At 60.5% G+C, this 26,878-nt stretch carries 27 protein-coding genes; 9 read left to right on the top strand and 18 right to left on the bottom strand.

Annotation, left to right across the window (positions count from 1 at the left end; all coding sequences use genetic code 11):
* Positions 1-60 precede the first annotated feature (60 nt).
* A complete protein-coding gene (locus tag EQV90_RS09105; RefSeq protein ID WP_003446831.1) occupies positions 61-342 on the bottom strand; it encodes a GNAT family N-acetyltransferase in 282 nt (93 codons plus the stop codon).
* A gap of 406 nt (positions 343-748) precedes the next feature.
* Between EQV90_RS09105 and oprI the strand changes: the two genes are divergently transcribed.
* Positions 749-1,000 carry an outer membrane lipoprotei OprI gene (gene oprI, locus EQV90_RS09100; protein ID WP_003172710.1) on the top strand — a complete coding sequence of 84 codons (252 nt, stop codon included), beginning with the start codon at positions 749-751 and terminating at the stop codon, positions 998-1,000.
* A 122-nt stretch (positions 1,001-1,122) separates the two neighbouring features.
* Here the strand turns inward: oprI and EQV90_RS09095 are convergent, their stop codons facing one another.
* The 3 genes from EQV90_RS09095 to EQV90_RS09085 form a co-directional block, all read right to left on the bottom strand.
* Entirely contained in the window at positions 1,123-2,151 is a 1,029-nt protein-coding gene (locus tag EQV90_RS09095) for a L,D-transpeptidase family protein (protein ID WP_127195885.1), read from the bottom strand.
* 96 nt (positions 2,152-2,247) lie between these two features.
* Positions 2,248-2,541: a hypothetical protein gene (locus tag EQV90_RS09090; protein ID WP_003446817.1), complete on the bottom strand. Its 294-nt coding sequence runs from the start codon at positions 2,539-2,541 to the stop codon at positions 2,248-2,250.
* Positions 2,542-2,599: 58 nt separating this feature from the next.
* Positions 2,600-3,205, bottom strand: coding sequence for an arylesterase (locus tag EQV90_RS09085; RefSeq protein ID WP_003446808.1), 606 nt, complete (start codon positions 3,203-3,205; stop codon positions 2,600-2,602).
* Positions 3,206-3,215: 10 nt separating this feature from the next.
* Here EQV90_RS09085 and EQV90_RS09080 point away from each other — a divergent pair, with 10 nt between their 5' ends.
* From EQV90_RS09080 to greB, 3 genes are read left to right on the top strand one after another with little or no spacing between them, the layout of a single operon-like run.
* On the top strand, positions 3,216-3,899 hold the full coding sequence (locus EQV90_RS09080; RefSeq protein ID WP_003446806.1) for an ABC transporter ATP-binding protein: 684 nt from the start codon (positions 3,216-3,218) through the stop codon (positions 3,897-3,899).
* Entirely contained in the window at positions 3,899-6,403 is a 2,505-nt protein-coding gene (locus EQV90_RS09075) for an ABC transporter permease (RefSeq protein WP_160627078.1), read from the top strand. Before EQV90_RS09080 ends, EQV90_RS09075 begins: the two co-directional genes overlap by 1 nt.
* Before the next feature lie 34 nt (positions 6,404-6,437).
* Positions 6,438-6,935 carry a transcription elongation factor GreB gene (gene greB / locus EQV90_RS09070; protein ID WP_010656996.1) on the top strand — a complete coding sequence of 166 codons (498 nt, stop codon included), beginning with the start codon at positions 6,438-6,440 and terminating at the stop codon, positions 6,933-6,935.
* Positions 6,936-6,937: 2 nt separating this feature from the next.
* On the opposite strand, the gene EQV90_RS09065 is transcribed toward greB, so the two are convergent.
* The 3 genes from EQV90_RS09065 to EQV90_RS09055 all read right to left on the bottom strand — a co-directional run bounded on the left by EQV90_RS09065 (position 6,938) and on the right by EQV90_RS09055 (position 9,583).
* Complete coding sequence (locus EQV90_RS09065; RefSeq protein ID WP_003446797.1) at positions 6,938-7,246, bottom strand: hypothetical protein; 309 nt, start codon at positions 7,244-7,246, stop codon at positions 6,938-6,940.
* Between the two features lie 380 nt (positions 7,247-7,626).
* A complete protein-coding gene (locus EQV90_RS09060) occupies positions 7,627-8,061 on the bottom strand; it encodes a DoxX family protein (protein ID WP_010656997.1) in 435 nt (144 codons plus the stop codon).
* Positions 8,062-8,164: 103 nt separating this feature from the next.
* Positions 8,165-9,583: a transglycosylase SLT domain-containing protein gene (locus EQV90_RS09055; RefSeq protein WP_240878013.1), complete on the bottom strand. Its 1,419-nt coding sequence runs from the start codon at positions 9,581-9,583 to the stop codon at positions 8,165-8,167.
* 236 nt (positions 9,584-9,819) lie between these two features.
* Between EQV90_RS09055 and EQV90_RS09050 the strand changes: the two genes are divergently transcribed.
* The 3 genes from EQV90_RS09050 to EQV90_RS09040 all read left to right on the top strand — a co-directional run bounded on the left by EQV90_RS09050 (position 9,820) and on the right by EQV90_RS09040 (position 12,648).
* Positions 9,820-10,620 carry a TatD family hydrolase gene (locus tag EQV90_RS09050; protein WP_003446789.1) on the top strand — a complete coding sequence of 267 codons (801 nt, stop codon included), beginning with the start codon at positions 9,820-9,822 and terminating at the stop codon, positions 10,618-10,620.
* A gap of 161 nt (positions 10,621-10,781) precedes the next feature.
* Positions 10,782-12,263 carry a methyl-accepting chemotaxis protein gene (locus EQV90_RS09045; RefSeq protein WP_240878012.1) on the top strand — a complete coding sequence of 494 codons (1,482 nt, stop codon included), beginning with the start codon at positions 10,782-10,784 and terminating at the stop codon, positions 12,261-12,263.
* A gap of 118 nt (positions 12,264-12,381) precedes the next feature.
* Positions 12,382-12,648: a hypothetical protein gene (locus tag EQV90_RS09040; RefSeq protein WP_003446787.1), complete on the top strand. Its 267-nt coding sequence runs from the start codon at positions 12,382-12,384 to the stop codon at positions 12,646-12,648.
* On the opposite strand, the gene EQV90_RS09035 is transcribed toward EQV90_RS09040, so the two are convergent.
* The 3 genes from EQV90_RS09035 to EQV90_RS09025 all read right to left on the bottom strand — a co-directional run bounded on the left by EQV90_RS09035 (position 12,649) and on the right by EQV90_RS09025 (position 14,613).
* A complete protein-coding gene (locus EQV90_RS09035) occupies positions 12,649-13,446 on the bottom strand; it encodes a thioesterase family protein (RefSeq protein ID WP_240878011.1) in 798 nt (265 codons plus the stop codon). It abuts the gene before it with no gap.
* 92 nt (positions 13,447-13,538) lie between these two features.
* The gene (locus EQV90_RS09030; RefSeq protein ID WP_240878010.1) at positions 13,539-14,303 is read right to left on the bottom strand and encodes a CHAD domain-containing protein; all 765 of its coding nucleotides are present in this window, start codon (positions 14,301-14,303) and stop codon (positions 13,539-13,541) included.
* 28 nt (positions 14,304-14,331) lie between these two features.
* Positions 14,332-14,613, bottom strand: a complete 282-nt coding sequence (locus EQV90_RS09025; protein ID WP_003446784.1) for a hypothetical protein — start codon at positions 14,611-14,613, stop codon at positions 14,332-14,334.
* Between the two features lie 248 nt (positions 14,614-14,861).
* Between EQV90_RS09025 and EQV90_RS09020 the strand changes: the two genes are divergently transcribed.
* Positions 14,862-15,890, top strand: coding sequence for a patatin-like phospholipase family protein (locus EQV90_RS09020; RefSeq protein ID WP_160627072.1), 1,029 nt, complete (start codon positions 14,862-14,864; stop codon positions 15,888-15,890).
* On the opposite strand, the gene EQV90_RS09015 is transcribed toward EQV90_RS09020, so the two are convergent.
* The 8 genes from EQV90_RS09015 to EQV90_RS08980 all read right to left on the bottom strand — a co-directional run bounded on the left by EQV90_RS09015 (position 15,891) and on the right by EQV90_RS08980 (position 25,713).
* Entirely contained in the window at positions 15,891-16,583 is a 693-nt protein-coding gene (locus EQV90_RS09015) for a response regulator (protein ID WP_003446780.1), read from the bottom strand.
* Positions 16,584-16,619: 36 nt separating this feature from the next.
* A complete protein-coding gene (locus EQV90_RS09010; protein ID WP_240878009.1) occupies positions 16,620-19,286 on the bottom strand; it encodes a sensor histidine kinase KdpD in 2,667 nt (888 codons plus the stop codon).
* A 75-nt stretch (positions 19,287-19,361) separates the two neighbouring features.
* Positions 19,362-19,913, bottom strand: coding sequence for a potassium-transporting ATPase subunit KdpC (gene kdpC, locus EQV90_RS09005; protein WP_003446776.1), 552 nt, complete (start codon positions 19,911-19,913; stop codon positions 19,362-19,364).
* A 21-nt stretch (positions 19,914-19,934) separates the two neighbouring features.
* Positions 19,935-22,007, bottom strand: a complete 2,073-nt coding sequence (gene kdpB / locus EQV90_RS09000) for a potassium-transporting ATPase subunit KdpB (RefSeq protein ID WP_037001931.1) — start codon at positions 22,005-22,007, stop codon at positions 19,935-19,937.
* A 10-nt stretch (positions 22,008-22,017) separates the two neighbouring features.
* Positions 22,018-23,712: a potassium-transporting ATPase subunit KdpA gene (gene kdpA, locus EQV90_RS08995; protein WP_003446772.1), complete on the bottom strand. Its 1,695-nt coding sequence runs from the start codon at positions 23,710-23,712 to the stop codon at positions 22,018-22,020.
* Between the two features lie 8 nt (positions 23,713-23,720).
* Positions 23,721-23,810 carry a K(+)-transporting ATPase subunit F gene (gene kdpF / locus EQV90_RS08990; protein ID WP_003446770.1) on the bottom strand — a complete coding sequence of 30 codons (90 nt, stop codon included), beginning with the start codon at positions 23,808-23,810 and terminating at the stop codon, positions 23,721-23,723.
* Positions 23,811-24,006: 196 nt separating this feature from the next.
* On the bottom strand, positions 24,007-25,236 hold the full coding sequence (locus tag EQV90_RS08985) for a hypothetical protein (protein WP_240878008.1): 1,230 nt from the start codon (positions 25,234-25,236) through the stop codon (positions 24,007-24,009).
* Positions 25,237-25,263: 27 nt separating this feature from the next.
* The gene (locus EQV90_RS08980) at positions 25,264-25,713 is read right to left on the bottom strand and encodes a YcgN family cysteine cluster protein (RefSeq protein ID WP_003446767.1); all 450 of its coding nucleotides are present in this window, start codon (positions 25,711-25,713) and stop codon (positions 25,264-25,266) included.
* Positions 25,714-25,868: 155 nt separating this feature from the next.
* Here EQV90_RS08980 and EQV90_RS08975 point away from each other — a divergent pair, with 155 nt between their 5' ends.
* The gene (locus tag EQV90_RS08975) at positions 25,869-26,462 is read left to right on the top strand and encodes a nitroreductase family protein (RefSeq protein ID WP_003446766.1); all 594 of its coding nucleotides are present in this window, start codon (positions 25,869-25,871) and stop codon (positions 26,460-26,462) included.
* Positions 26,463-26,878: the final 416 nt, after the last annotated feature.

Here is a 26,878-nt window from a genome sequence, read left to right as displayed (position 1 = left end):
GGTTTTGCGGCCCACAAAAAAACGCCGGGCTGTTGGCCCGGCGTTTTTGTGAGTCTGGTTTCAGGTTTTCGCCTGGGCACGCTTGTGACGTTCCATATAACGCTCTACATAAGAGCAAGAGGGAATCACTTCGTATCCCATCTTTTCGGCGTAATCGAGCGCCTGCTCCGTCAATGCTGCCGCAATACCCCGGCCACGCAAGGCATTGGGTACAAAGGTGCGATAGATATCCAGAGTCTGCTTGCCCAGATCCATGTAGGTCAGGTAAGCACGATGACCGTCGACAGTGGTCTCAAACTGGTGACCTGCCTGGTCATGGTGGATAGACAACGCCTCGCTCATCATTGCTCCTTAGCGGGTCTTGAACCGTGACCTCTACATTACTGTTGTTTTTGTGCCGAGGGAACCACTTCGCCATCAGGGGTACGCTATGGACACCAAACCTGTGGCCAGCCCGATAACTTGCCAGCACCCTTAACATTTTTCTGAAAGTTAAGCCTATGACGCACAACCGAACTTAAAGTCACGCCATCAAGCGGCGGGCTCGATCCGCGGCCAGGGCTTTAAACTGGCTGTTTTTCAAGCACAATCTGTTAAAGCTAGTCCATCCGCATTGATTGCCAAATATTTTTTTTGGTTCTTGCGCTAGGTCAGTTTACTTACTACAAGTAATGGGTAGTATGTACGCCGGCTGTTTCCTCGCTTTGAAGGAGCAGCTTCAAATAGAAAGTCCTTGAAGGGGAACACGATGAACAACGTTCTGAAATTCTCTGCTCTGGCATTGGCCGCAGTTCTGGCTACCGGTTGCAGCAGCGTATCTAAAGAAACTGAAGCCCGCCTGACTGCAACTGAAGACGCAGCAGCTCGCTCCCAGGCTCGTGCTGACGAAGCATACCGTAAAGCTGACGAAGCTCTGGCTGCTGCTCAAAAAGCACAGCAGACTGCTGATGAAGCTAACGAACGTGCTCTGCGCATGCTTGAAAAAGCAAGCCGCAAGTAATAATCCTTCGGGGTTATTATCAAGCCGACCCATTTATGGGTCGGCTTTTTTATTGCCCGCAACTAAGCGGGCAATAAAAAACCGCCAGGGCATTAACCGTGGCGGTTTTTTTTAACGTGAATTTACTGCACGTAATCCAGCGACTGGCCAACTGGCTCAGCTGAATTAGCAACGCCTATTTCTTCCGGGATACCGGTCTCGGCACCCACAACAGGGAAGGCTTTGTCCTTGTCGATCTGAATGCTGTTCTCCAGGTCTTTGTGCTTGAGCAAAAAGTTGATAAACCCCGCGTACTTGTTCTGCAAGTCTTCAGGGGTCAAATGCGACTTGTCGCTGACGGCCACCAGAGAGCCATCTTTGACATTCAGCGGCTCATGAACCTCAAGGTAGACCTTGCCACCGCTCAAACCCAGCTTGTAGGGTTCGTTGATGATTCTGACCGGGGTTCCCACCGGCACCATTTGCGCCATTTCCAGCACGTTCTTGTTAAGCATGCGGAAACAGCCATGGCTGGTACCCGTGCCAATGCCAAACTTTGCGTTCGAGCCGTGGATCAGGTAACCCGGCATGCCGAGCGTGAACTTGAAGGGCCCCAGCGGGTTATCCGGCCCTGCAGGCACCACGTTGGGCAGCGGGTCGCCGTTCCTGGCGTGTTCGGCCTTGATCGAAGCCGGCGGCGTCCAGGTCGGGTTAGGCGTCTTGGCAGTGACCTTGGTGAACCCCAGAGGCGAACCCCAACCTTCGCGACCGATCCCCAGCGGAAAGGTGTAAACCTTGTTCTGGTCCTTGGGGAAGTAGTACAGCCGGTACTCTGCCAGGTTGATCACAATCCCTTCACGCTTGCCCGGCGGCAGGATGAACTGGGTCGGCAACACGATATTGGTATCGACAAGCGTGCCATCCGGATTCTTTTTGACCGGCAACCAGGCGTCCACCCCCGGGTTGGCCGCGATCATTTCCGAGTACCCAAGTTCGTACTGGTTGCCCAGATCGGCAAAGGAGTCCTCGTACTTGCCCTTGATCACCTGCACCTCACCCACCACATCTTCACCCGGCGGTGGCAGCGGGAATTCAAGCGCAGAAACGGGACCCGCAACACACAATGCGGCAACTGACAGGTAGCGGGTGACTGCAGGTAGGCGCGACAACATCCGGAACATCCTTCGCATAATCAACGGGGATAAAAAAGGGAGTGTACACCGCGCCCACGGTGATCGTGGGCCGGTTCAGGTGCCAGACAAGTTAGATCATAGTTCAAAGCGCAATTCAGGCCAGATCGGCTCGGTGCCGCGGCGTTGCGACTCGATGATTGCCCGGCACAACGGGCACAGCCGGTGGTCCTGGAAGACCTTGCGCGTGACATCTGACCAACGTGGCTGCGCAGGCAGCAACGAGCCGCATAACGTGCGGTCAATGGTGCCTCCCAGCTCCAGTTGGCGCGTCACCAGATGCACCCGTACCTCCTGGCAGGCGAACAAATCGAGCTGCTCATCGGGCTCGATCAGTTGATAGGCATATAAAGACCAGGCAGGACGCGACATCAGGGGCTCCAAATCGGGGGGGCGCCACCTTAGCCGAAACACTGCAACTAGAAAAGCATCAAAGCAGCGGTTTTAGCACCGGCCACACATTATCCAGCAAACGGCCCTGCGCTCCGACCGCAGGATGTATGCCATCGGCCTGCATCAGCTCAGGATGACCACCGATACCCTCGAGGAAAAAAGGCAACAGCTCGACCTTTTTCTCCTCCCCCAACTCGCTGTAGACCCGGGCAAACGCCGTTGTATAACGCGCACCATAATTAGGCGGCAGCTGCATGCCCAACAGCAGCACTTTGGCCCCCGCCTCCAGGGACTGATCAATCATGCCGGCAAGATTTTGTTTCAATTGCGCCGGTAACTGGCCGCGCAGGCCATCATTACCGCCCAATTCGACAATCACCACATCGGGTTTATGCTCTGCAAGCAGTGCCGGCAGCCGCGCGAGCCCTCCTGCACTGGTGTCACCGCTGACCGAGGCATTGATCACCTGGTCATCGTAGCCTTGCTGCCTGAGCCGCTGCTCCAGCAACGACACCCACCCCAGACGGGTATCCAGGCCGAAAGCCGCGCTGATACTATCGCCAACAATCAAGATTGTTCCTGCCGCTGCATTCTGTGCCATACACATCAGGGCCAGGGCAGCACTTAAAAACCACACACGCATTGGATTCTCCATGGGCGAAAGTATTCTCACCGCGCAGAACCTTAGCAAAGTGGTCCCCAGCGCGGAAGGCGAACTAACCATCCTGCACCCTTTGAGCCTTGAGCTGAACAAGGGCGACAGTCTGGCGATCGTGGGCGCATCGGGCTCCGGAAAATCCACCCTCCTGGGCCTGCTGGCCGGCCTCGACCTGCCAAGCCAGGGCGAAGTGATTCTGGCCGGACGTGCCCTCAGCAGTCTGGACGAAGATCAGCGCGCACGCGTCAGAGCCGAACACGTCGGGTTTGTGTTCCAGTCATTCCAGTTGCTCGACAGCCTCAATGCGCTGGAGAACGTCATGTTGCCGCTGGAGCTCGAGGGCCGTAGAGATGCTCGCGAGCACGCCCGCCACCTGCTGGAACGGGTCGGCCTGGGGCAACGCCTGAGCCATTCGCCGCGCCAGCTTTCCGGTGGCGAACAGCAACGGGTAGCCATAGCCCGGGCATTTGCCGCCAACCCGGACGTACTGTTTGCCGACGAGCCCACCGGCAATCTGGACAGTCACACCGGTGAGCGCATTACCGAGCTGCTCTTCGAATTGAACAAGGAGCGTGGCACCACCCTGGTGCTGGTGACCCACGATGAACGCCTGGCCCATCGTTGCCGGCGCCTGATCCGTCTTGAAGCCGGCCATTTGGTCGGCCCCCTGGAGCCTTGATGGCACGCTTGCCGCTGTTGCGCCTGTTCAGCCTCGCTGTGCGCCAGCTCCTGCGCGATGCCCGCGCCGGGGAGTTACGCGTGCTGTTTTTTGCGCTGCTGGTCGCCGTCGCCGCCAGCACGGCCATCGGCTATTTCGGTGCCCGCCTCAATGGCGCGATGTTACTGCGTGCCACCGAGTTTCTGGGCGCCGACCTGGTGCTCGATGGCAGCTCACCGGCACGTGAAGAGCAAATCAGGGTGGGCAGGGAGTTGGGCCTGCAACACGCCCGGGTCGTGGAGTTTTCCAGTGTCATCGCCACTGACAACGGCATTCAGCTGTCCAGCATCAAGGCGGCTGACAGTGCTTACCCCTTGCGGGGCGAGCTGAAAAGCGCAGCGCAACCCTACGCCGAGGAACAACCCGGCGGTGGCCCCGCGCCCGGGGAAGCCTGGGCAGAAGCCAGACTGCTGACGGCCCTGGACCTGAAAGTCGGCGACCCCATCGATGTCGGCTCCAAAACTGTGCGTATCACCCGCGTCCTGACCTACGAGCCAGACCGCGCCGGCAACTTCTACAGCCTCACCCCACGGGTACTGATCAACCTGGACGACCTCGCCGCCACCGGTATCGTACAGCCCGGCAGCCGGGTCAGCTTTCGCGAACTGTGGCGCGGTGACGCCCCGGCTCTTGAATCCTATCGCCAGGTCATCAAACCCGGCCTCGACGCCAACCAGCGCCTGCTGGACGGGCGTGATGGCAACCAGCAGATTGGCGGCGCGCTCGGCAAGGCCGAACGCTATCTGAATATGGCCAGTCTGGTGGCGGTGCTGCTCTCTGGCGTCGCAGTGGCGTTGTCTGCAACCCGCTTTGCCAATCGCCGTTTTGATGCCAGCGCCCTGCTGCGCTGTCTGGGCCTGTCCCGGCGCGAAACCCTCTGGCTGTTTACCCTGCAACTAACGGTACTCGGCTTGCTGGCCAGCCTTGCGGGGGCTCTGCTCGGCTGGGTGGCGCAGCTTGGTTTGTTTGCACTGTTGCATGATTTATTGCCTGCCGATGTGCCGGCCGGCGGCCTGATGCCGGCTATTGCCGGGATGGGTACCGGGCTGGTAGCACTGGCCGGTTTCGCCTTGCCGCCACTGGCTGCGCTGGGACGCGTCCCGCCGTTACGGGTATTGCGCCGTGACATATTGCCGATCCCGGCCAGTACCTGGACGGTTTACGGCGCCGCCTTGCTGGCACTCGGGCTGATCATGTGGCGCATGAGCCTCGATCTGGTGCTGACGTTTGCCCTGCTCGGCGGTGGCATAATTGCCGCGCTGGTGCTCGGCGGTCTATTGCTGCTGGGCCTGCAAAGCCTTCGCCGCCTGCTGGCCGGGGCCTCGTTGCCGTGGCGTCTGGGGCTGGGCCAGTTACTGCGCCATCCACTGGCCGCTGCCGGCCAGGCCCTGGCCTTTGGCCTGATTCTGCTGTCGATGGCGTTGATTGCCCTGCTGCGTGGCGAGCTGCTCGACACCTGGCAAAACCAGTTGCCCAAAGATGCCCCCAACTACTTCGCCCTGAACATCCTGCCAGCGGATAAAGACGCGTTCAGCAAGCGCCTGCACGAACTGCAAGCGCAGGCGGCGCCACTGTACCCGGTGGTGCCCGGACGCTTGATCAGTATCAATGGCGAGCCCGTGCAGGAACTCGTCAGCAAAGACTCCCCTGGCGACAAAGCGATCCAGCGCGACCTGAGCCTGACCTGGGCCGCCGACCTGCCTGCCGGCAACCAGCTGACTGCGGGCACATGGTGGACAGCTCAGCCGGGGGGCGATGTACCCGGTGTGTCAGTGGAGGCAAAAGTAGCCGAAAGCCTGAAACTCAAACTGGGCGATCACCTGGTCTTTACCGTTGCCGGGGTCAATCGCGAGGCCCAGGTCAGCAGTTTGCGCAGCATCAACTGGGACAATTTCCAGCCGAACTTCTTCATGATCTTCCAGCCGGGCACCTTGCAGGACTTGCCCGCCACCTATCTCACCAGCTTTTATCTGGCCCCGGGCCATGACCGGGAAATCATCGATCTGTCGCGCAGCTTTCCGGCCGTGACCATTCTGCCTATCGAAGCCCTGCTGGCGCAGCTGCGCAGCATCCTTGCGCAAGTCACCATCGCCGTGGAATACGTGCTGCTGTTTGTCCTGGCTGCCGGTATGGCAGTGCTGTTCTCCGGTTTGCAGTCCACCCTGGACGAGCGTATCCGCCAAGGCGCCTTGCTGCGGGCCCTGGGGGCAGAACGGCAACTGTTGATCAAAACCCGGCGCATAGAGTTCGGCCTGCTGGGTGCTACCAGCGGTTTACTGGCCGCCCTGGGCACCGAGCTGGTGAGCCTGGTGCTGTATCGCTTCGCCTTCGACCTGCCCTGGCATCCACACCCGTGGTTGCTGCTGCTGCCTGTACTAGGGGCATTGATGGTCGGTGGTGCCGGGGTGTTTGGCACCCGCCGGGCACTTAATGCCAGCCCGCTAACCGTGTTGCGCGAGGGCTGATAGACTCGCGTTTTTCATATGCCAACGGATGCCCATGAGCCGCTATCGCCCTCCCCGCCCTGCCGGCACCGCGCTGATCACCCCCGAAGGTGAAGCGCGAATGCGTGCCGAGCTGCACGAGTTGTGGCACGTGCGCAGACCGCAAGTCACACAGTCGGTCAGCGAGGCTGCGGCCCAGGGCGATCGTTCGGAAAACGCCGAATACACTTACGGCAAAAAAATGCTGCGCGAAATCGACAGTCGCGTGCGCTTTCTGACCAAGCGTCTGGAAAGCCTCAAGGTCGTCAGCGAAAAGCCCAGTGACCCGAACAAGGTTTACTTCGGGGCATGGGTCACGATTGAAGATGAAGACGCAAAGCAGTCGCGCTACCGCATCGTCGGCCCCGACGAGCTGGACCTCAAACAGGGCCTGATCAGTATCGACTCGCCCCTGGCCCGGGCGCTGATCGGAAAATCGCTGGATGCTGAAGTACAGGTGCAAACACCCACCGGTGAACAGTGGGTGTACATCGTGGCGATTGAATATCCCTGAGTTCAGCGCAGAGTGATCAGGCCCTGACGCGACACACGGGTAAGGTTGCCAATCACCAGCTCGGCGTTCTCGGCACTGGGGGATTGAATCACTGCCAGATCGAAGCTGTTGCTGGCAAAGCGTGCCAGGCTGTCACCTTCTTCGACAAACTGAATCAGAAACGCCGAAGCCCGGCCTTTGCGACGCGGCCAGCCGTCCAGATAACGCAGCAGCGTAGGCTGATGTTTACCGCTCAGAAGGATTTTTGGATTGCGCAGGTTCAGATTGGCCGTGATCGGCTCAAGACGTACAAGGGGACGCGTCTGACTCATGTTTCGGTTCTCCGCCTCAAGGTTCTGCGTGGCAGGTGAGAGGCAACACCGAACCAGCGCTTTAGCGGTATTTCGAGGCCTGCTTCAAGCCTCTTAGAAGGTCTTGCAACCCTCTGGCGCCCCGCAAGTAGCTGTTTAAATCGGCGCAAGAAAACATCCTAGATAAACCGGCTTGTAGCTGTCAACAATCCTGTACAACGAAAAAGGCCCGCTTGCGGCGCAATGCTGTTCACACAAGTAAACCCTGCCTTGCCGGAGCAACCTTGTCTCGCGATGTTCTCGAGAACATCGCGAGACAAGCTCGCTCCTACAGTTGAGACAGCAGTGGTTCAAGTGAACAGCATTGCGCTTGCGGCGGGCCTTTTAGTGAACGTTGCACTTTATTTGGCGATAGCACCATCGATGGACAACTTGCCCGCGCCTTCCAGCAGCACGGCCACCGTACCGCCCAACAGCGCCAGGGCAAACTCATAACCATTGTTGGCCATGAACAAACCGTTATGGATATGCACCGAGAAAATCGCCACCAGCAAGGTGAATGACAGGCCCAGGGCAGCCGGACGGGCCAGCAAACCGACAATCAGGGCCAGGCCGCCAAAAAACTCGGTGCCGCCAGACAGCAGTGCCATCAAGGTGCCCGGCGTCAGGCCAATACTTTCCATCCATTGCGCAGTACCGGCAAGTCCACCACCACCGAACCAGCCGAAGAGTTTTTGTGAGCCATGGGCAGCAAAAATAATGCCCACGAAAACCCGCAACACTGTCAGGCCATAGCCTGCACGGGTACCCAAAACGGTTTGGATCAATTTGCTCATGCTGTAGTCCTTTAGATCATCAGGTGGGGAATGCTCGCCATACTAATCAGTTTTCATCATGTTAAAAGTCGAATAAACCCGACATAACAATCAAATTATCCGATCATTTCCGGGAGACCAGCTCAGGCTTTACTGGCTCCAGCGAGTCACGCTCCCGGTCGAAGGCCAAATAGTATTTATTCACACTATTAACATAGCTGACCGCACCCATTCCAACCTGCTCCATGGCAATCCGCTCGACCTGGAAGAACCATTGATCAGGGTTCAAACCACGCCGCCTGGCCTCGGCCCGCATACCCTGCACCCGTTCCGGGCCTATGTTGTAGGCCGCCAGCACAAAAGCCATGCGCTCACGCTCATTGAGCTTGGGGCTGGCAAAGAACTTGCGGCGGATCATCGCCAGGTACTTGGCCCCTGCTTGCACATTGTTATCTACATTCTGAATGTTGCTGACCCCCACTCTCTGGGCAGCCGAAGGGGTAATTTGCAGCAACCCCGTAGCCCCGCCAGAGCCCCGGGCATCAGGGTCAAGGGTTGACTCCTTGAACGCCAGCGCCGCCAGGTTCAACCAGTCCATCCCCTGCTGGCGCGCATGCTTTTGCAGAATCGGCCGCAGCTTTTCAAGCTTCTGGCGATCGGCCCGGGCCAACGGGTAATGCACCCGATACAAGCGTCGGTACACCCGCTCGAAGGCTACGTCCTGATCGGACGGGGCCTTGTAGCTCAGCACAAAGCGGTCAATGCTGGCACGCAACATCGATGCATCACGGCGCACATACCAGCGCATGGCAGCAGGCTCGCTGACCAGTACCTTGCGGTCAAAACGCAGCTTGGGCATCAAGGTCGCCCAGCGTTCGGCAATAGGTCGCTCAACAATGGTCAGATGAAAAATACCGGCCTGAACCATCTCCAGCACATCTTCGACGGCCAGGCTGGGGTCCACCCATTCGATTTTTACCGCCGGCAGTTTTCGCAGGGCCAGCTTCTGATTGATCATGTTGACCGCCGCTCCGGCTGCGCTGCCGGTGGTCAATGTCACAGTCCGGCCTGACAGCTGTTCGAAACGGCTGAACCTGCGCTCACCCTTGACCCCCACCAGCAGCAAAGGCACGTCATCGACGATCGGGTCGCTGGGGCTGATGGCATGGTTGGCTTTAAAGTCGAGCAACTCGCCCGGGGCTACCAGATCACCTTCACCACGGGACAAGGCGCCCAGCAGTTGATCCTTGGCTTTGGGGATGATTTTGAGGGTGATTTCCTGGCCATCGCGGGCGTGGCCATTGAGGTAGCGCTCGAATGCGTGCAACCGATGATATTCAACACCGATCGCCTGGCCTTGCACCTCTCCCGAGCTATTGCGGCTTTGGTTGACCAGCACCCGTAACACCTGACTGCTGCGGATTTGCGCCAGATCGCGGACCTGACTGGGCTGCCCGACCTGTAAAGGTCCGGCCAGGCGCGCCAGTACCGGTAGTGGCAGCAGCATCAGGCACAGCGCAATCAATAGTGTTGGTCTTGTCATCCGTTCTCCGGAAAGAATACAGCCCGGCGCCGTGTCGGATTACCCGACAACCGGTGCCCCTCTTGGGGGATTTAAGCGCTGGGAACAGCGCGCAATACAGTCAATGCGTCCTGTAGAAAACCGGGCATTGCGTTGTTGCGGCATTCAAAGACAACCATAACTGTCTGTAGTTCTTGGTTTTTCTTATAAATCTACAGCTCTGATATGCTTCTCGGCCTGTGGCCTGAGGTAGCACCATGCAACTCATCGATATCGGCGTCAACCTGACCAACCCTAGCTTCGACGGCAAACACCAGGCGGTTTTAGACCGTGCCTACGCGGCTGGCGTGGCGCAACTGATCCTCACGGGCACCAGCATTGAAGGCAGTGAACTGGCCTTGCAACTGTGCCGCGAGCTTGACCAGAGCGGTCAGCGACTGTTCGCCACGGCGGGGATTCACCCGCACTCGGCCAGTGACTGGAACAGCGACAGTGCCCAGCGTTTACTGGCCCTGCTCAAAGACCCCAACGTGCGTGCCGTGGGTGAGTGCGGGCTGGACTTCAACCGCGATTTCTCACCGCGCCCGCAACAGGAGAAAGTGCTGGAAGAACATCTGGCGCTGGCGGTAGAGCTGCAGTTACCGGTGTTCCTGCACGAACGTGATGCCAGTCAGCGTCTGCTGGAAATCCTGCGCAACTATCGCGACCACTTGCCCGCTGCCGTGGTGCACTGCTTTACCGGAGAAAAGAAGGCGCTGTTCAGCTACCTGGACCTGGACTTGCACATCGGTATCACGGGCTGGATTTGCGACGAGCGCCGCGGTACCCATTTACACCCATTGGTGCGGGATATTCCCCGGGGTCGCCTGATGCTTGAAAGCGATGCGCCGTACTTGTTGCCGCGGACCTTGCGACCAAAACCGAAAAATGGTCGTAATGAACCGGCTTATTTAACAGAAGTTCTGCGGGAAGTGGCGGTGCATCGGGAAGAGAGCGAACAGGACCTGGCCGAACATACGACGGCATGCGCGCGGGCGTTTTTTGGATTGCCGGGTTAGCAGCAAGCCTCAAACCTGTAGCTTGCAGCCTCCCATACGGGCAGTTGGATCAACAACAAAACAACAGTATCCTTGACCCATATCAGCAGGTCTTCCTCGGGTAGCGGCACAATGATGGCACCTTGCCAATATTGTTTCCGCAAAATCAGAGAAGACCTTCCATGGGTACCTGGCTTAGCAACATCTCGCTCAAATACAAATTCTGGGCCGTCAATGCGGTGGCTTTCATCACTACGTTGCTGCTGGTGCTATACGCCGTACAGCTTGAGCAGCAATCGCGCGGTGAAGCTGCTCAGGCCAGCGCCCGGGCCCAGGCCCATCTGCTGGCTGCATGGCCCGCCGGTCAGGCGCTGCCTGTAGCCAGTCATGTCTTGCTGTTACCAACCGATAAGGCCCCCAATCTTGATCCGCGCTCACTCGGGCAACTGAACAATGGCAATGGCTGGGTTTCTATCAATGCCATGCCACTGTTCGGGCAAAATCCGTTGCTGGGCGCCGAGGTGGTGACCCGCGGCGACAACCAGAAAATCGCGGTGCTGGCCTATGCCCCCAGCCTGGCGCAGGTATTCATGGAGCGCCTGCCCAACTATGCAGGGGCTGTGCTGATTCTGATGCTGGCGATGCTCGGCGCCTCGCAATTGCTGATCCGCTTTTTGCTCAGCCAGCTCAATACCCTCAAGGATGTGATGCTGCATGTCGAGCAAACGGGCGACTTGTCTGCCCGCGTACCCCTGGCCTGTACCGATGAAGTCGGGCAAATGGCCAGCGCCTTTAATGCCATGCAGGCCGGCTACCAGCGCGTGGTGCATACCGTCGCCGACACTGCCGCGCAACTGGACGCCGGCGCCGAGCGCCTGGCCAGCAGCATGGATGAGGTACGCCAGGGCATGCTCGGCCAGCAGAGCGAAACCGATCAGGCGGCCACTGCAATCAACCAGATGTCAGCCACCGTTTTCCACATCGCGCAGCACGCCGGCGCTACCCGCGACCTGTCTCAAACCGCCGATGACCTGGCCGGTAGCGGGCAGCAGGTGGTCAGTCGCGTGCAGCAATCCATCGCCAGCCTGTCCACCGGGGTGCAAACAACCGCCGAGATGATTCAGCAACTCGCCCAGGACAGCCAGAAAATCAACAGTGTGGTCGGGGTGATTCACAGCATTGCCGAACAAACCAACCTGTTGGCGCTAAACGCCGCAATTGAAGCTGCCCGCGCCGGAGAAATGGGCCGGGGGTTTGCAGTGGTCGCCGATGAAGTGCGACATCTGGCCAAGCGCGTCCAGACCTCCACTGACGAAATCACCGCAATGGTATCGGCCCTGCAGGCAGGCACCCGGGACGCGGTGGACTTTATGCAGGAAAGCTCATTCAAGGCCGATGACTGTGTACAGCAAGCCCAGGAAGCCGGGGCAGCCCTGGCCGAGATCACCCGCGCAGTGGCGCAAATGCGCGAAAGCAACACCCAGATCGCCGTTGCCGCGGAGCAACAGAGCCAGGTCGCAGAAGAAATGAATCGGGCCGTGGTCAGCATCCGCGACGTTACCGAAAACACCGTGCAGCAAACCGTAGATTCCGCCACCACCAGCAATCAGCTGGCGACTCTGGCAGGTGAGCTGAACCGGGCCATCGGGCAGTTGAAACTATAGAAAAGACCCTATCGGGCCAATAGCCACAGTTGATTCGCCCCGCCCGTAACCCGGGCTTATGCTTTGTTCATAGGGTTCAGCCAAGGCTGAACCTCTGAATAAAACAAGGAGAGCAATCATGGGCAAACGTCACCCCAACCTGCCGGCCTGGCAATGGCGCTCCAACCCGCAGAGCCATCAAAGCACCGCGCATCAGGCACTCAACCTGATCGCAATACCCATGATGGTGCTGGCTTTTCTGTTGCTGGTATCCGGCGTATTCAGTGAAAACGCCGTGAGTGCCAGCATCGGGTTGCTGGCCTTGTTCGCAGGCATGGCGTTGCAACACCAGGGGCGCAAGCTCGAAGCCAGGGCCGGGAATGCGCAACGCAGCCAGACATTTTGACTAACCGAACACCGCTACCGTCTGGCGGCTGATCGCAACCAGTTCGCCATTGGGCGCCCACAGATTGGCCGCCACATGACCGTAGCCGTCACGGGCATGCTCAATCACTGCCAGGTACTGACACCATTCAAGCGTGCTGACTTGCGGCAGGGGCTGCACAAACTCGATGGTCCAGGTCAGCGTGCTGCCCGCTGTAGGTTTGTTCAATAACGGCAGCAATGCAGGTGGCCAGGTATCGACCAGGGCCAGCAAATGGGTTTCAGTCAGCAGCTCGTCCTTGATATCACCGGCAAAACGCACCCAACCACCCATCTCCCGTGTGCCACGCCCGGTGAAAGGCAGCGCACCCACGGCCCAGGCCATGGACATGTGCCGCATGAACTCCGGGGTCACGCCCTTGATATAGGGCAGTAACGGGCTGTCTTCAGGCGCCTTGATCTGCGGCGCGGGCACTCCTTCGAGGTTGATGACCGACTCGCGCGGGGCACCAAAACTGCCTTGCACCAGGGTCACGACCTGACCATTCTGCACCGCCCGCCCCAGGACCTGGCTGACCGCCTTGCCTTGACGCAGTACTTCGACTTCAAAACTGATCGACACATCCGGCTCGGCAGGGCCCACAAAGGTCACCGCCAGCGAACGCAAGGCACGCCCGGCGGGGACCTGCGCGCGCATGGCTTCGTACTGCAAGGCAACCATCAGGCCGCCGAAGCTGGCACGCCCCTGACCCCAGTCCGGGGTAATGGTGACGTCCAGTGGATTGCAGCGAACCGCTTCGACCAATTCACAAAACTGCATGAGCACCTCGATACAGAAAAATATGCAGCGATACTACTCATCCATCCGCCACTGCACAGCGTTGTATCCGCCAAATAGCCAGCCGAAAGGGCCTAGCGAAAACTGGCTGCGCTCAATTTGACCAGTGCCCGGTCTGCGCGCTTCTCGCCGCGAGCCAGCGCGGCCTGCCATTGCTCCACACAAGGCTGCAGGTCGGGCTGCTGCTCGGCCTGAACCAGCCACTGCCAGGCGTCATGCCATTCCCCCAGGGCCTTTTGCGCCTCCTTCAACCGGGCCAGTACCAGCACCGGCAAGCGATCCAGCTGTGGATAGGCTTCGGCGGCGTAACGCACGCGCTTGATCAGCAGCCGCACCCGATGCCGGTCATGCCCCGGATCATTCAGGGCCTTTTCCAGAGTCCGCCACTGTTTATCCAGAACCGTCCCGATCCGCTTGCGCAGGCCTTGCAGCAACCCTTCACGCTGAGCCGCGCGGATAAAGCGCGGGAAGACATCGAGGATCATCAGCAACTGTGCCAGTTGGGCACTGTCGGCCACCGCCGCATAACTGCCTGACAGCTGCTCCAGACGCCGCTCTGCCTGCGCCCGATAGCCTTGCTGCTGCAAGTGTGCAGCCAGCACTTCAAGATCGCGCAGCGGCGTCGTCAGGAGACCTACCTGGGAGGCGGACATTTCCAGTTGCACCACGCCCGGCAAACCGCGCAACGGGCGCAACAGGCTGCGCAAACGACGTACCGTAGTACGCAAATCGTGCAGTGCCTCGGGATCGGTGTCAGCCTGCAAACGCGCCTGGCAGGCCAGCAACCTGACCTCCAGGCGCACAATTTTGCCGATTATCCGGTCTACCAATTGAGACATCCTTACCCTCCCCCTTCACCGCAACGGCTCAACGTCCTGCGCGGGATTCACGAATATAGAAACGCGCTTTTTCGGCTTTTGTGGTGCAGCCTTCAAAGGCTTCGAATTGTTGCTGGGTTTTCGCCCCGGTCAGTAACGACAAGGCTTTGGAATAACTGACAGTCCCTGCAAAACCTTCCGCCTTGGCCAGATCCAGCTCATGCCAGGCAGCGTCCAGCTGGGTAGCGCAACTGTCTCGATAAGCCGCTTTATTGCCCGCACAACCCGCCAGAGCCAATGCAATCAACGGTACACAAAGCCAAGCTTTCATAATGTTTCCCTCAAAAATTAATGTTCAGTGCAAACTCAGACGGGCAAGCGCCGTAAAAGTGCCTTGACCGGTGTGTGACTGTTGCTGCGACAGGCTTTTCAATCGGCCCACGCCGACTGAAAAGCGCGTCCGTGTAACGGCGAGCGATTGCCCTTACATCCTAGCTGGCCGGCGCCGATTTATGCCACAGCTGTCACTACAGGGCACAAAAAGGCATTGTGGACACCTGTCAGATGAAGGTTCGGTTCATGAAAAAACGTATTGCACTGGTATTAGGCTCCGGGGGTGCCCGGGGTTATGCCCATATCGGCGTCATTGAAGAACTTGAGCGTCGCGGTTACGACATTGCCTGCGTTGCAGGCTGCTCGATGGGCGCGGTCGTGGGCGGCATCTACGCCGCCGGTAAACTTGACCAGTATCGCGACTGGATTCAAAGCCTGGACTACCTGGATGTATTGCGCCTGGTCGATGTCAGCTTCCGGCTGGGAGCGATCCGCGGCGAAAAAGTCTTCGGCCAGATCCGCAATATCGTTGGCGAGATCAACATCGAAGACTTGCGCATCCCTTACACCGCAGTCGCTACCGACCTCACCCACCAGCAGGAAATCTGGTTTCAGGAGGGCTGCCTGCACCAGGCCATGCGGGCTTCGGCGGCAATTCCCAGCCTGTTCACCCCGGTGATGCAGGGCAACCGCATGCTGGTCGACGGTGGCCTGCTCAACCCTTTACCCATAGTGCCGGTGGTCTCCAGCCATTGCGACCTGATCATCGCCGTCAACCTGAACTCCACCCACCACAATAACTATCAACTGCCCGTCATCGAGCGCCCTGCAGCATTCAAGGGCCGCTTCGACAGTTTGATGAGCTCACTGGGGTCGCACATTCCGTTTCGCACCAGACAGGCCGAGCACCTGTTGAACCTGGAACAGGAAATGCTCAACCCCCTGACCGAACAGGTGCCCGATCCCTGGCTCGAATCGGCCGCACCAAAAGCCCGGCATACTGGCGACCAGGGCGCCCCCAAGTCAGCCACCGGCTCGTTCATCATCGACAACGTCGGCCCCGCTTCGCTGCTGGACTTGATCAACCAGAGCTTCGAGGTGATGCAGACATCCCTGGCCCAATACAAGATTGCCGGTTACCCGCCAGATATCCTGATCAATGTGCCCAAACGCGTGTGCCGCTTCTTTGAGTTCTACAAAGCCCCGGAACTCATCGCTCTGGGCCGGCAAATCGCCAAAGACACGCTGGACCGCTACGAAAGTGAAGAGCACTAGTCAAACCCGGGTCAGCAGCCGATAACCGACGCCCGCTTCAGTGGCAATAAATCGCGGATGCGTCGGATCATCCGCAAGCTTTTGCCGCAGATGGCCGATCACGATGCGCAGGTAATGACTGTTTTCGATATGGGTCGGGCCCCAAATGTCCTTGAGCAATTGCTGCTGGGTGATCACCCGTCCCGGATGCCGTGCCAGCTGCGCCAGCACCGCGTACTCCTTGCGGGTCAGGGCCACTTCGACCCCATCAAGCAACACCCGGCGATAGGCCAGGTCAACCACCAGAGGGCCAAGCTCAATCGCCGCTTCTTGCGTCTCGCCTGCGGGGGCCTGGCGCAACAGAGCCCGGACCCGGGCCAGAAATTCCTGGATACCGAAAGGCTTGGTCACATAGTCATTGGCCCCGGCGTCCAGCGCCTGGACCTTTTGCACTTCACTGGCGCGCACCGAAAGCACCAGCACCGGCACGTTCGACCATTCGCGAAATTCACGCAGCACCTGCTGGCCGTCCATGTCGGGCAGGCCCAGATCCAGTACCAGCATGTCCGGCTGCTTTAACGCCGCCTGGCTCAAGCCATCAGCCCCAGTGGCAGCTTCCAGCACGTTGTAGCCCTGGGAGACCAGACTGATGCGCAAAAACTTGCGAATCTGCGGTTCATCGTCGATGACCAAAATAGTCGCGCCCTGGCTCATGGCATCACATCGCAGTAAAGGAATGGCCGAAGAATATCAGTGTTCAAGGCCGGACTCTTCCTGATCGAAGGCGGGCTGCTCGGGCAAGGGCAGGTACAGCGTGATACAGGTACCGCTGCCATCAATACCGTCACCGACAGTAATTCGCCCACCGTGGGCACCGACCATGCCCTGACAGATAGCCAGCCCGAGCCCGGTCCCCTGCCCGCCCCGATCGCCACGGGCGGCGGTGTAGAACATGTCGAAAATCTTCGCCCGCTCGTCCTCCGGGATGCCCGGGCCCTGATCGCTGACCGCAAACCACAGCTCCTGCTCATCGGCACCCGCTTGCAGCACCAATTGCCCGGCAGGCGGTGAGAAGCGTGCAGCGTTCTCCAGCACATTGATCAGTGCCTGCTCGATCAACGCCGCGTGGATGTGCAGCAACGGCAGTTGCGCCGGCACCTCTACCTTTACCTGCAACGGTGCCAGCACCGCCCGCAGCCGATTCAGGGCACTGCCCACAATATCGGCCGGTGACACCCAGTCACGGGCCAGCTTCAACGCGCCGTGCCCCAGCCGGGTCATGTCCAGCAGGTTCTGAATGTAGCGGTCCAGACGCTCGGCTTCATCGCGGGTGGCTTCCAGCAGTTCGCGTCGATCCTGTACCGGTATCGATTCGCCCAGTGCCAGCAAGGTATCGATACTGCCCTGCATCGTGGTCAGGGGCGTGCGCAGATCATGGGACACGGAGGCCAGCAAGGCACTGCGCAGCTGCTCGGTCTCGCCGTGCAAACGCGCCGCTTCCAGATCCTGGGCCAAACGGGCCCGGGCCAGTGCCTGGGCCAGAGGCTGGCTCAGCGCCATCAACAGGCGACGATGTTGACCGCTGAGCGCCAGATTTCCCTTGGGGCACACCCCAAGCAAGGCCAGCGGCCCTTCTTCAGCGCTTAATGGCCACCACCACCAACGCCCCATGGGCAGTGTGCCGGTGCCCTTACCGGAGGGCTGGTCGTGGGCCCAGGCCCAATCCGCAGCCGCGCGCTCGGCCTCGCTGAGCTGCAGGGGGCCGCCAGTCTCGACCTGCCAGCCAGCGTCGGGGTCCCGCTTGAGCAAACACACATCGAGCTCCTTCCAGCTGCTCAAATGCTGGGCCGCGGCATTGATCACCGCCTGGCGATCGGTAGCCGCAGTCAGCTTGCGCGACAGGTCGAGCAATTGCGTGGTTTCCTCCTGAGTCTCACGCAGCGCCTGCAACTGCCGTCGTTGCCGGGCCGCCAGATTGCCGGTGAGGGCTGCCATGAGCAAAAAGAACAACAAGGTCAGCACGTCTTCTTCGCGCTGGATGCTGAACGAGAAGTTGGGCGGGATGAACAGAAAGTCATAGGCCAGAAACGACAGCGCAGCGCAGGCCAGCGAGGGCCCCAGACTGCTGCGCACGGCCACCAGCAACACCGCCGCCAGAAACACCAGCGAAATATTGGGCAGCGCCAGCACACTGGAAACGCCCCAGGCCAGGGCACTGGCCAGGATGGTCGCCACCAGCGCCAGGCCATAATCGAACCACACCAGGGTGGGCACTCCCCGGCTTGAAGCCGCAGTGGGCGACTGCTCATTGTCGAGCACGTTGATTTCCAGACCGTGGGCATCGCGCAGCAGTCGCGAAGGCAGCCCGCCGCCAAAGACCCGGCGGCGCCAGGTCAGGCGCGACTGGCCCACCAGCAACAGGCTGGCACGCCGCTCGCTGGCGTGCTGGATCAGTGTCCTGGCCACTTCACCGGCGCGCAGCAGCACCACTTCGCCCCCCAGGCGCTCAGCCAGCTGTTGCGCGTTTTGCAGACGCAGCCGTGACTGCTCGTCACGCACCGTGCCGTTGTCCACATGCACCAGACTCCAGGGCAGATGCCTGCGCTCTGCGACGCGGCTGGCGTGACGTACCAGGCGTTCGGCATGCACGTCGCCATCAATTCCCACCAGCAGGCGTCCACGCAGCGCCGGAGCCGATTGCCCCTGCTGGCGATAACCTTTGTCCAGCTCATCGTCGACGTAGACCGCTGCCGTCTGCATCGCCAGTTCACGCAGGGCGTTGAGGTTGGTCTGGGAGAAAAAGGCGTCGATCGCTGCCCGTGCCTGCTCGGGCACGTACACCTTGCCCTCGCGCAGACGCTCCAGCAGCTCCCGCGGCGGCAGGTCGATCAACAGCAGTTCGTAGGCTTCCTGGATGATCCAGTCGGGCAGGGTTTCACGCACCTGTACCCCGGTAATGCCGCGCACCCGATCATTGAGGCTTTCCAAATGCTGGACGTTGACCGTGGTATACACATCGATGCCCGCTGCCAGCAGCTCCTGGACATCCTGCCAGCGCTTGGCATGACGGCTGCCCGGGGCGTTGCTGTGGGCCAGTTCGTCCACCAGCACCAGCCCGGGTCTGGCCGACAGCAAACCGTCGAGGTCCATTTCTTCGAGCTGCACGCCGCGATACTCCGAACGCAGCATCGGTTGCTGAGGCAGCCCGTTGAGCAATGCCTGGGTTTCGGCCCGGCCATGGGTCTCGACCACCCCCGCCAGCACCGTTACGCCCTGACGGACCTGGGTATGAGCCGCTTGCAGCATGGCGTAGGTCTTGCCCACGCCGGGGGCTGCGCCAAGGAACACCTTGAGCCGGCCACGGCCTGCCCGTGGCAAATCAGCTAACAGCGCATCGGCGCGACCGGAATCTGTCATGGAATTACCTATTGAATACATAAACCCCGCAGGAGCGAGCTTGCTCGCGAGCAAACTCGCTCCTGCGGGGTGCAGTCAGTTTTTAAGCTGAGCCAACGCCTGGTTCAGCAGCAATACGTTCACCACCGGCGGCCCCACCAGCGGCTGCTCGATATGTTGTTGCAGCAGCTGCTCTACCGTCTGCACCGGCAAATTACGCGCCGCAGCCACACGCACCAGTTGATAGCGTATTGCCTCAGGAGGCAAGTGCGGGTCCAGGCCACTGCCCGAGGTGGTCAGCAGCGCCAGGGGCACCGGGCCCTGATCGGCTACCACCAGCTGCGCAGCACTGTCCTTGACCCGCGTGGCCAGCGCCGGGTTGCTCGGCGCCAGGTTGCTCGCGGCACTGGACACCGTGGCAAACGCCCCCGCTGACGGGCGCGGGTGGAACCAGCCAGCCCCTGTGAAGTCCTGCGCGATCAGCGCCGAACCCAGGACCTGGCCCGCACTGTCGCGCACCAGGCTGCCATTGGCCTGTTGTGGGAACGCCAGCTGCGCGATCCCGGTAACGGTCAGCGGGTAGATCACCCCGGTGATCGCCGTCATCAACACCATCAGGCTCAGGGCCGGACGTAAAAGAGTCGCCATGATTGAGTCCTCTAAAAGTTCTTAAACCAGGTGCAGCGCCGTGAGCAGCATGTCGATCAGTTTGATGCCTGCAAAGGGCACCACCAGCCCGCCCACGCCATAGATCAGCAAGTTGCGGCGCAGCAAATGCGCGGCACTTGCCGCCTGGACCCGCACGCCACGCAAGGCCAGCGGGATCAGCACCACGATGATCAGTGCGTTAAACACGATGGCCGAAAGAATGGCGCTCTGCGGGCTGCTCAGACCCATGATGTTGAGCACGCCCAGCTGCGGGTAGATGGTGGCAAACAGCGCCGGCAGGATCGCGAAGTACTTGGCCACATCGTTGGCAATCGAGAACGTCGTCAGGGCGCCACGGGTCACCAGCAGTTCCTTGCCGATTTGCACCACATCCAGCAACTTGGTCGGGTCGCTGTCCAGATCGACCATGTTCGCTGCTTCCCGCGCAGCCTGAGTGCCATCGTTCATCGCCATGCCGACGTCAGCCTGGGCCAGCGCCGGTGCATCGTTGGCCCCGTCGCCACACATGGCCACCAGCCGCCCGTCATTTTGCTCGTGGCGAATGCGCGCCAGCTTCTTCTCCGGCGTGGCTTCGGCCAGCACGTCATCCACACCGGCTTCGGCCGCTATCGCCGCAGCGGTCAGCGGGTTGTCACCGGTGACCATCACGGTGCGAATCCCCAGCTTGCGCAATTCGGCAAAGCGTTCGCGGATCCCGGGCTTGACCACGTCCTTGAGGTGAATTGCACCCAGCAACCGGCCCTGGGCGCACACCAGCAACGGGGTGCCGCCGCTCTGGGCGATCTTGTCGATCTCCCGCGACAACGCCGGCAGTACTTCGCTGCGTTTGAGGCCGACAAAGGCCAGTACCGAATCCACTGCACCCTTGCGATAAATCCGCCCGTTGCAGTCGATACCCGACAAGCGAGTTTCAGCGGTAAAGGGCACGGCGGTGAAATCAGAGGCCGCAGGCTCTGGCAAGCTATGCAGGCCGCGAATGAACTCGACGATGGACTTGCCCTCCGCCGTTTCGTCCGCCAGGGAGGCCAGCAATGCACCTTCAGCCAGCTCTTTGGCAGTCACGCCGGGGGATGCATACAACGCCGTGCAGCGACGGTTACCGAAAGTGATGGTGCCGGTTTTATCCAGCATCAACACATGCACGTCGCCCGCAGCTTCCACCGCACGCCCGGATTTGGCGATGACATTGAGCCGCACCAGCCGGTCCATGCCGGCAATCCCGATGGCCGACAGCAAGCCGCCAATGGTGGTGGGAATCAGAGTCACCAGCAATGCCACCAGAAACACCAGCGGCAAGCTGCCACCGGCGTAATAGGCGAACGGCTGCAAGGTCACGACGACAATCAGGAAGATCAGGGTCAACCCGATCAGCAGGATATCCAGCGCCACTTCGTTAGGGGTTTTCTGGCGTTTGGCGCCTTCCACCAGTGCGATCATGCGGTCCAGGGTCGACTCGCCGGGGTTGGCGCTGATTTGCACCAGCAGCCAGTCCGACACCAGCCGGGTGTTGCCGGTCACCGCCGAGCGGTCACCACCAGACTCACGAATCACCGGTGCCGATTCGCCGGTGATGGCCGCTTCGTTGACTGCGGCAATCCCTTCAATCACCTCACCGTCACCGGGGATCATCTCCCCGGCTTCGACGCGCACCACATCGCCCTTGCGCAGGCGGGTCGCAGGTACCACTTCAAAACCGCCCGTGGCCGTACGCCGCCGCGCGCTCAAACCGACGCTGCCGGCCTTGAGGCTATCGGCGCGGGCTTTACCGCGACCCTCGGCCAGGGCTTCGGCAAAGTTGGCAAACAGCACGGTAAACCACAGCCACAGGGCGATCTGCACCGCCACCCCGGTGGGCACCGCAGGCTCGGGCATAAAGCACAGCACGGTGGTGAAAATGGCAGTCAGTTCCACCACCAGCATCACCGGTGAGCGCTTGAGCTGACGCGGATCGAGTTTGACGAAGGCTTGCAGCAAGGCCGGACGCCAGATATCGGCAAAGGATGTTTTGGGTGATTCGAGCGCCCTGGTTTCAGGCGCAGGAGTCAACTTGGAAACAGGAGCAGGCATAGTCATCATCGTCTCCTTAAAAGCCCAGGGTCAGTTGTTCAGCGATTGGGCCAAGGGCCAGGGTCGGCAAGAATGTCAGGCCGCCCACCAGTAAAATGGTCACAGTCAACAGCGCCACAAACAGCGGGCCGTGGGTGGGGAAACTGTCCTGGCCAATGGGCGCGGTTTTCTTCATCGCCAGGCTGCCGGCCAGGGCCAGTACCGGGAGGATGTAACCGAAGCGCCCGATCAACATGCCCAGGCCCAGCATCAGGTTGTAGAACGGCGTGTTGGCGCTGAGCCCGGCAAATGCCGAACCGTTGTTGGCACTGGCCGAGGTGAAGGCATAGAGGATCTGGCTGAAACCATGGGGCCCGGGGTTGCTCACCGAAGCCACGGCACTTGGCAATACGGCAGCGATAGCCCCCAGCACCAGCACCCCCACCGGCATCACCAGCAAGGTCACCACCAGCAACTGGACCTCTTTGGCCTGCAGTTTTTTACCGAGGTATTCCGGGGTGCGGCCAATCATCAGGCCGGCCAGGAACACGGCGATCAACACGTTGAGCAACATGCCGTAGAGCCCGGCACCGACGCCGCCGAAGATCACTTCGCCGACCATCATGTTGACCAGCGCCACCATTCCGCCAAGCGGGTTGAGGCTGTCGTGCATACCGTTCACCGAACCGTTGGAGGCGGCGGTGGTGGTTTCGGTCCAGAGCACGGTGCCCGTGGTGCCGAAGCGCACTTCCTTGCCTTCCAGCGGCGCGGTTTGCTCCACCAGCGGGCTGTTCAAGGTCGGGTTGGGCTGGTATTCGGCGTACAGCGCCGTACCGCCGCCGATCAGGAACAATGCCAGCATGCAGGCGATGATGGCCCGGCTCTGACGCAGATCCTTGACGTAATGGCCAAAGGTGAACACCAGCGCCACCGGAATCAGGATGATCGAAGCCATCTCGAACAGGTTGCTCCAGGCGCTCGGGTTCTCGAACGGGTGCGCCGAGTTGACGCCGAAAAAGCCGCCGCCGTTGGTACCCAGTTGCTTGATCGCAATCTGGCTGGCCGCCGGGCCCAGAGGAATGACCTGATCCGCGCCTTGCAGGGTCAGCGCATTGACGTAGTGGGCGAAGGTTTGTGGCACCCCCTGCCAGACCAGAAACAGCGCCAGCACCAGACACAGCGGCAACAGGCCGTAGAGCGTAGCGCGGGTCATGTCGACCCAGAAGTTGCCCAGGGTTTGCGCCGAGCGGCGGCTGATACCTCGGCACAGCGCAACCAGCACCGCCAGACCGGTGGCCGCGCTGACGAAGTTCTGCACGGTCAGACCGGCCATCTGGCTGAAGTAACTGAGGGTCGCTTCACCGCTGTAGCTCTGCCAGTTGGTGTTGGTGACAAAACTCACAGCGGTATTGAATGCCTGGGTCCACTCTTGCCCCGGCAACTGCTGCGGGTTAAGGGGTAAATACTGTTGCAGCAACAAAATGGCGAACAACAGCACAAAACCCGCCAGGTTGAATGCCAGCAGGGCCAGGGTGTATTTCTGCCAGCTTTGCTCGGTGCCCGGGTCAACCCCGGCGACGCGGTAGCAGACCTTCTCCACCGGCCCCAATACCGGAGTCAGCCAGGTGCGCTGGCCTTCCATCACCCGATAATAAAAACGCCCGAGAAAGGGCGCCGGCAGCAGCACCAACGCGAAGAAAGCAAGAATCAGCGCATAGTCATAACTGTGCATACCCGCTCCTAGTTCCGATCTGCGCGCAACAGCGCAACCAGCAGATAAACGAACAGCCCCACTGCCAACAGCAGCGACACCCCATCCAGAACGCCCATGACAAATCTCCCCGTAACGGCAATTGCCGCGTGTAGGAAGAGTGTGCGCAACATGGGCGTAAAGGATCGAGATCGAGGGGGATGCGGGGGCGTAAAGAAGGCGTAAAAAACCGAGCTTACCTGTAGGAGCGAGCTTGCCTCGCGAGCTCTTCGCAGCCAGATTCAAGAGCCAGCGAGGCATGCCCCCGTAAGGGTTTTAGTGCAGCAGCGGTGTGTCCAGCACCTCGGACTGCCCGCCCAGCACGCTTTCGCTCAGCTGGACAAACACCTGGGTATTGACCTTGTCCAGACGCATCAAGGCCTGGCTGACGTCATCCAGTGAACGCTTGTTGCGGGTTTGCAAACGGATATCGCGGTCCAGCGCCTGCAGCAGCGTTACAGCCCGCGCCACCATCGCCGGGCTGGCCGGGCCACGCAGGCGGGTCACGCCTTTGCCGGCAGCATTGAGTCGGTGCTGCAGAGCCTGGTAACGCTCGTCACTCATGCCACCGGCACGGCGCATCAACTCAATGGCGTAATACTCACTCAGCCCTTCGCCAATCCAGGCATGCTCCGGCTCGACATTGATCGCGCTGAACAGCTGCACCAGTTCGCGCAACAACGGACTGCTCCCTGCTTCATTGACCAGAGGCAGGGTACTGGAGAGGTAAATCGAGTTGCGCGCCGCGGCACTGCCTTTCCACATCGGACTGCCCGCACCGACGATCAGCAGTTTGGCCGGGTTACGCGGGAATACGGCTTGCACCTGGGGCCAAACGAACGTCAGCAGGGTCAGCACATCCATACGCCGCATGCCCTGCCCCTTGGGCGCGGAGACAGTCACTTCGGTTTCCCCCAGCATGGTGCGGCGACTGCCCAGCGTACCGGCGAGCATCCAGCCGGTCGGCCGGTCAAACACACGGGAGACATCGTCGATGCGAAAACGGTTTTTGCCGATCCGCGGCCATGGGGTTTCGATGCTTTTCCAGCCCGGTGGCAACTCGAACGCCAGACGCGACACCAGTTCGCTGCCGTCCTGCTGATCGAGACTGGCCGCAGGGACCAGGTCTTCGCCGCGAAACAACGCCCACTGCGGGGTGATCCGCGTGTCGAAGCTGCCGTTCTTGCGCTGATGGTTCAAGTGCACGCGGTAGCTCAGGTTGGCCTTGCCCGGCGCCGGGTGCCACAGGCCACGGCTGTGATGTGCATCGGGGGTCAGCTGCCACTGGCCGTCAGCCTTGAAATCGCTGTAACTGCCCGGTGGCCCAAGGTCGAAATCCAGGCTGCGCACTGCCGTTCCTTCGGCCAGGGTCAAGCGCACCTCAGCCTGATCGCTTTGCGGCAACAGGCGGACATGGTAGTCAAAGTCGACTTTCTTGGCGGCCCACAGCGGGCTGCTGACTATCAGTAGCAGCAGCCCCAGAGGCCATTGGTATCGCAGCGGCATACACACTCCATGGCACCGCTCCGGCACTTAACCGGCGCGAAAAATCAGATGATCTTCCCAGTCGTCTTCCGGCACGCTGCCCTCGGCGAGCATGCGTCCGGATTGCGAAATGCGTTCGTGGTGCACCGCGTCAGGGTCGCCACACACCAGATGGTGCCAGAGCGGCAGGTCCTTGCGTTCACTGACAAGGCGGTAGCCACAGGTCGGCGGCAACCACTTGAACTCTTCGGCCTTGCCCGGCGACAACTGAATGCAGTCCGGAACACTGTCGCGACGCTTGGCGTAATCGGTGCATTGACAGGTTTTCAGGTCGAGCAATTTGCAGGCAATGCGCGTGTAGTAGACGCTGTTATCGTCTTCATCCTCGAGCTTCTGCAAGCAGCACAGGCCGCATCCGTCGCACAGCGACTCCCATTCCTCTTGATCGAGTTGATCGAGGGTTTTGCGGATCCAGAACGGTTCAACTATTGCGGCCATGGCTCAAACATCAACATCAGGGAGTGGAAAAGGCCGCCAGTCTAGTGCCCCGCGCTCCCCGGGCCAAGCGCTGGTGACTGACGGTGTCACTGGACTTGTCACGTTCAAGGCGTAACAGTAGCTTTGTACCCGCCAAATCAACTCAGGAAAATCGAATGCCTGCTTCCAATCGCATTGCCGAACACCAGATCCATGAGCAGTTCACCCAACGCTGGTCGCCCCGAGCCTTCACTGACGAAAGCATCGACAAGGCCACCCTGCTGAGCTTTTTCGAAGCCGCCCGCTGGGCACCTTCGGCCTACAACTCGCAGCCCTGGCGCTTTCTGTTCGCCCTGCGTGGCACCCCGGATTTCGAGCGTTACCTGAGCCTGCTGGTGGAGTTCAACCAGGGCTGGGCCAAACACGCTGCGGCGCTGGTGGTGATTGTGTCGAAAACCACATTCGCCGCGCCGGGTACTACAGAAGAAAAGCCGGCTCCGACCAACGCCTTCGATACCGGCGCTGCCTGGGGCCATCTGGCGCTGCAAGCGCACTTGAGCGGCTGGCACACCCACGGCATGAGCGGCCTGGATTACGAACGCGCACGTCAGGAACTGAAAATCCCTGAGGGCTATGCCATTCAGGCGATGGTGGCCATCGGCAAACTGGGCGACAAGGCCAGCCTGGTGGATTACCTGCAGGCCAAGGAAGTCCCTAGCCAGCGTGAGCCGCTGAGCAAGCTGGTAGCCGAGGGTGACTTCAGCCTTTAACGCCCCAACCCTGCGGGAGCCAGCTTGCTGGCGATGGTTGCGGTGCGCTGTATCAGGCGAGCCCCGTCGCCGGCATCGCTGGCAAGCCAGCTCCCACAAGTGCCTCACCCGCCTGGAACACCCCAACCCTGTGGGAGCCAGCTTGCTGGCGATAGTCGCGGTGCGCTGTATCAGGCGAGCCCTGTCACCGGCATCGCTGGCAACCCAGCTCCCACAATGGTGTATGGGCCCTGTGGGAGCCAGCTTGCTGGCGATGGTAGCGGTGCGCTGTATCAGACGAGCCCCGTCGCCGGCATCGCTGGCAAGCCAGCTCCCACAATGGTGTATGGGCCCTGTGGGAGCCAGCTTGCTGGCGATGGTAGCGGTGCGCTGTATCAGCCGAGCTCCGTCGCCGGCATCGCTGGCAAGCCAACGGC

The organism is Pseudomonas sp. TMW22089, assembly GCF_022496645.1.
Taxonomy (GTDB): domain Bacteria; phylum Pseudomonadota; class Gammaproteobacteria; order Pseudomonadales; family Pseudomonadaceae; genus Aquipseudomonas; species Aquipseudomonas paraversuta.
This window is presented reverse-complemented; position numbering and strand designations above follow the sequence as displayed.

What these genes read in the sequence shown, in the direction of transcription:
- EQV90_RS09105 (WP_003446831.1), bottom strand. Translation starts at nt 342, where the DNA reads ATGAGCGAGGCGTTGTCTATCCACCATGACCAGGCAGGTCACCAGTTT.
- oprI (WP_003172710.1), top strand. Translation starts at nt 749, where the DNA reads ATGAACAACGTTCTGAAATTCTCTGCTCTGGCATTGGCCGCAGTTCTG.
- EQV90_RS09095 (WP_127195885.1), bottom strand. Translation starts at nt 2,151, where the DNA reads ATGTTGTCGCGCCTACCTGCAGTCACCCGCTACCTGTCAGTTGCCGCA.
- EQV90_RS09090 (WP_003446817.1), bottom strand. Translation starts at nt 2,541, where the DNA reads ATGTCGCGTCCTGCCTGGTCTTTATATGCCTATCAACTGATCGAGCCC.
- EQV90_RS09085 (WP_003446808.1), bottom strand. Translation starts at nt 3,205, where the DNA reads ATGCGTGTGTGGTTTTTAAGTGCTGCCCTGGCCCTGATGTGTATGGCA.
- EQV90_RS09080 (WP_003446806.1), top strand. Translation starts at nt 3,216, where the DNA reads ATGGGCGAAAGTATTCTCACCGCGCAGAACCTTAGCAAAGTGGTCCCC.
- EQV90_RS09075 (WP_160627078.1), top strand. Translation starts at nt 3,899, where the DNA reads ATGGCACGCTTGCCGCTGTTGCGCCTGTTCAGCCTCGCTGTGCGCCAG.
- greB (WP_010656996.1), top strand. Translation starts at nt 6,438, where the DNA reads ATGAGCCGCTATCGCCCTCCCCGCCCTGCCGGCACCGCGCTGATCACC.
- EQV90_RS09065 (WP_003446797.1), bottom strand. Translation starts at nt 7,246, where the DNA reads ATGAGTCAGACGCGTCCCCTTGTACGTCTTGAGCCGATCACGGCCAAT.
- EQV90_RS09060 (WP_010656997.1), bottom strand. Translation starts at nt 8,061, where the DNA reads ATGAGCAAATTGATCCAAACCGTTTTGGGTACCCGTGCAGGCTATGGC.
- EQV90_RS09055 (WP_240878013.1), bottom strand. Translation starts at nt 9,583, where the DNA reads ATGACAAGACCAACACTATTGATTGCGCTGTGCCTGATGCTGCTGCCA.
- EQV90_RS09050 (WP_003446789.1), top strand. Translation starts at nt 9,820, where the DNA reads ATGCAACTCATCGATATCGGCGTCAACCTGACCAACCCTAGCTTCGAC.
- EQV90_RS09045 (WP_240878012.1), top strand. Translation starts at nt 10,782, where the DNA reads ATGGGTACCTGGCTTAGCAACATCTCGCTCAAATACAAATTCTGGGCC.
- EQV90_RS09040 (WP_003446787.1), top strand. Translation starts at nt 12,382, where the DNA reads ATGGGCAAACGTCACCCCAACCTGCCGGCCTGGCAATGGCGCTCCAAC.
- EQV90_RS09035 (WP_240878011.1), bottom strand. Translation starts at nt 13,446, where the DNA reads ATGCAGTTTTGTGAATTGGTCGAAGCGGTTCGCTGCAATCCACTGGAC.
- EQV90_RS09030 (WP_240878010.1), bottom strand. Translation starts at nt 14,303, where the DNA reads ATGTCTCAATTGGTAGACCGGATAATCGGCAAAATTGTGCGCCTGGAG.
- EQV90_RS09025 (WP_003446784.1), bottom strand. Translation starts at nt 14,613, where the DNA reads ATGAAAGCTTGGCTTTGTGTACCGTTGATTGCATTGGCTCTGGCGGGT.
- EQV90_RS09020 (WP_160627072.1), top strand. Translation starts at nt 14,862, where the DNA reads ATGAAAAAACGTATTGCACTGGTATTAGGCTCCGGGGGTGCCCGGGGT.
- EQV90_RS09015 (WP_003446780.1), bottom strand. Translation starts at nt 16,583, where the DNA reads ATGAGCCAGGGCGCGACTATTTTGGTCATCGACGATGAACCGCAGATT.
- EQV90_RS09010 (WP_240878009.1), bottom strand. Translation starts at nt 19,286, where the DNA reads ATGACAGATTCCGGTCGCGCCGATGCGCTGTTAGCTGATTTGCCACGG.
- kdpC (WP_003446776.1), bottom strand. Translation starts at nt 19,913, where the DNA reads ATGGCGACTCTTTTACGTCCGGCCCTGAGCCTGATGGTGTTGATGACG.
- kdpB (WP_037001931.1), bottom strand. Translation starts at nt 22,007, where the DNA reads ATGACTATGCCTGCTCCTGTTTCCAAGTTGACTCCTGCGCCTGAAACC.
- kdpA (WP_003446772.1), bottom strand. Translation starts at nt 23,712, where the DNA reads ATGCACAGTTATGACTATGCGCTGATTCTTGCTTTCTTCGCGTTGGTG.
- kdpF (WP_003446770.1), bottom strand. Translation starts at nt 23,810, where the DNA reads ATGGGCGTTCTGGATGGGGTGTCGCTGCTGTTGGCAGTGGGGCTGTTC.
- EQV90_RS08985 (WP_240878008.1), bottom strand. Translation starts at nt 25,236, where the DNA reads ATGCCGCTGCGATACCAATGGCCTCTGGGGCTGCTGCTACTGATAGTC.
- EQV90_RS08980 (WP_003446767.1), bottom strand. Translation starts at nt 25,713, where the DNA reads ATGGCCGCAATAGTTGAACCGTTCTGGATCCGCAAAACCCTCGATCAA.
- EQV90_RS08975 (WP_003446766.1), top strand. Translation starts at nt 25,869, where the DNA reads ATGCCTGCTTCCAATCGCATTGCCGAACACCAGATCCATGAGCAGTTC.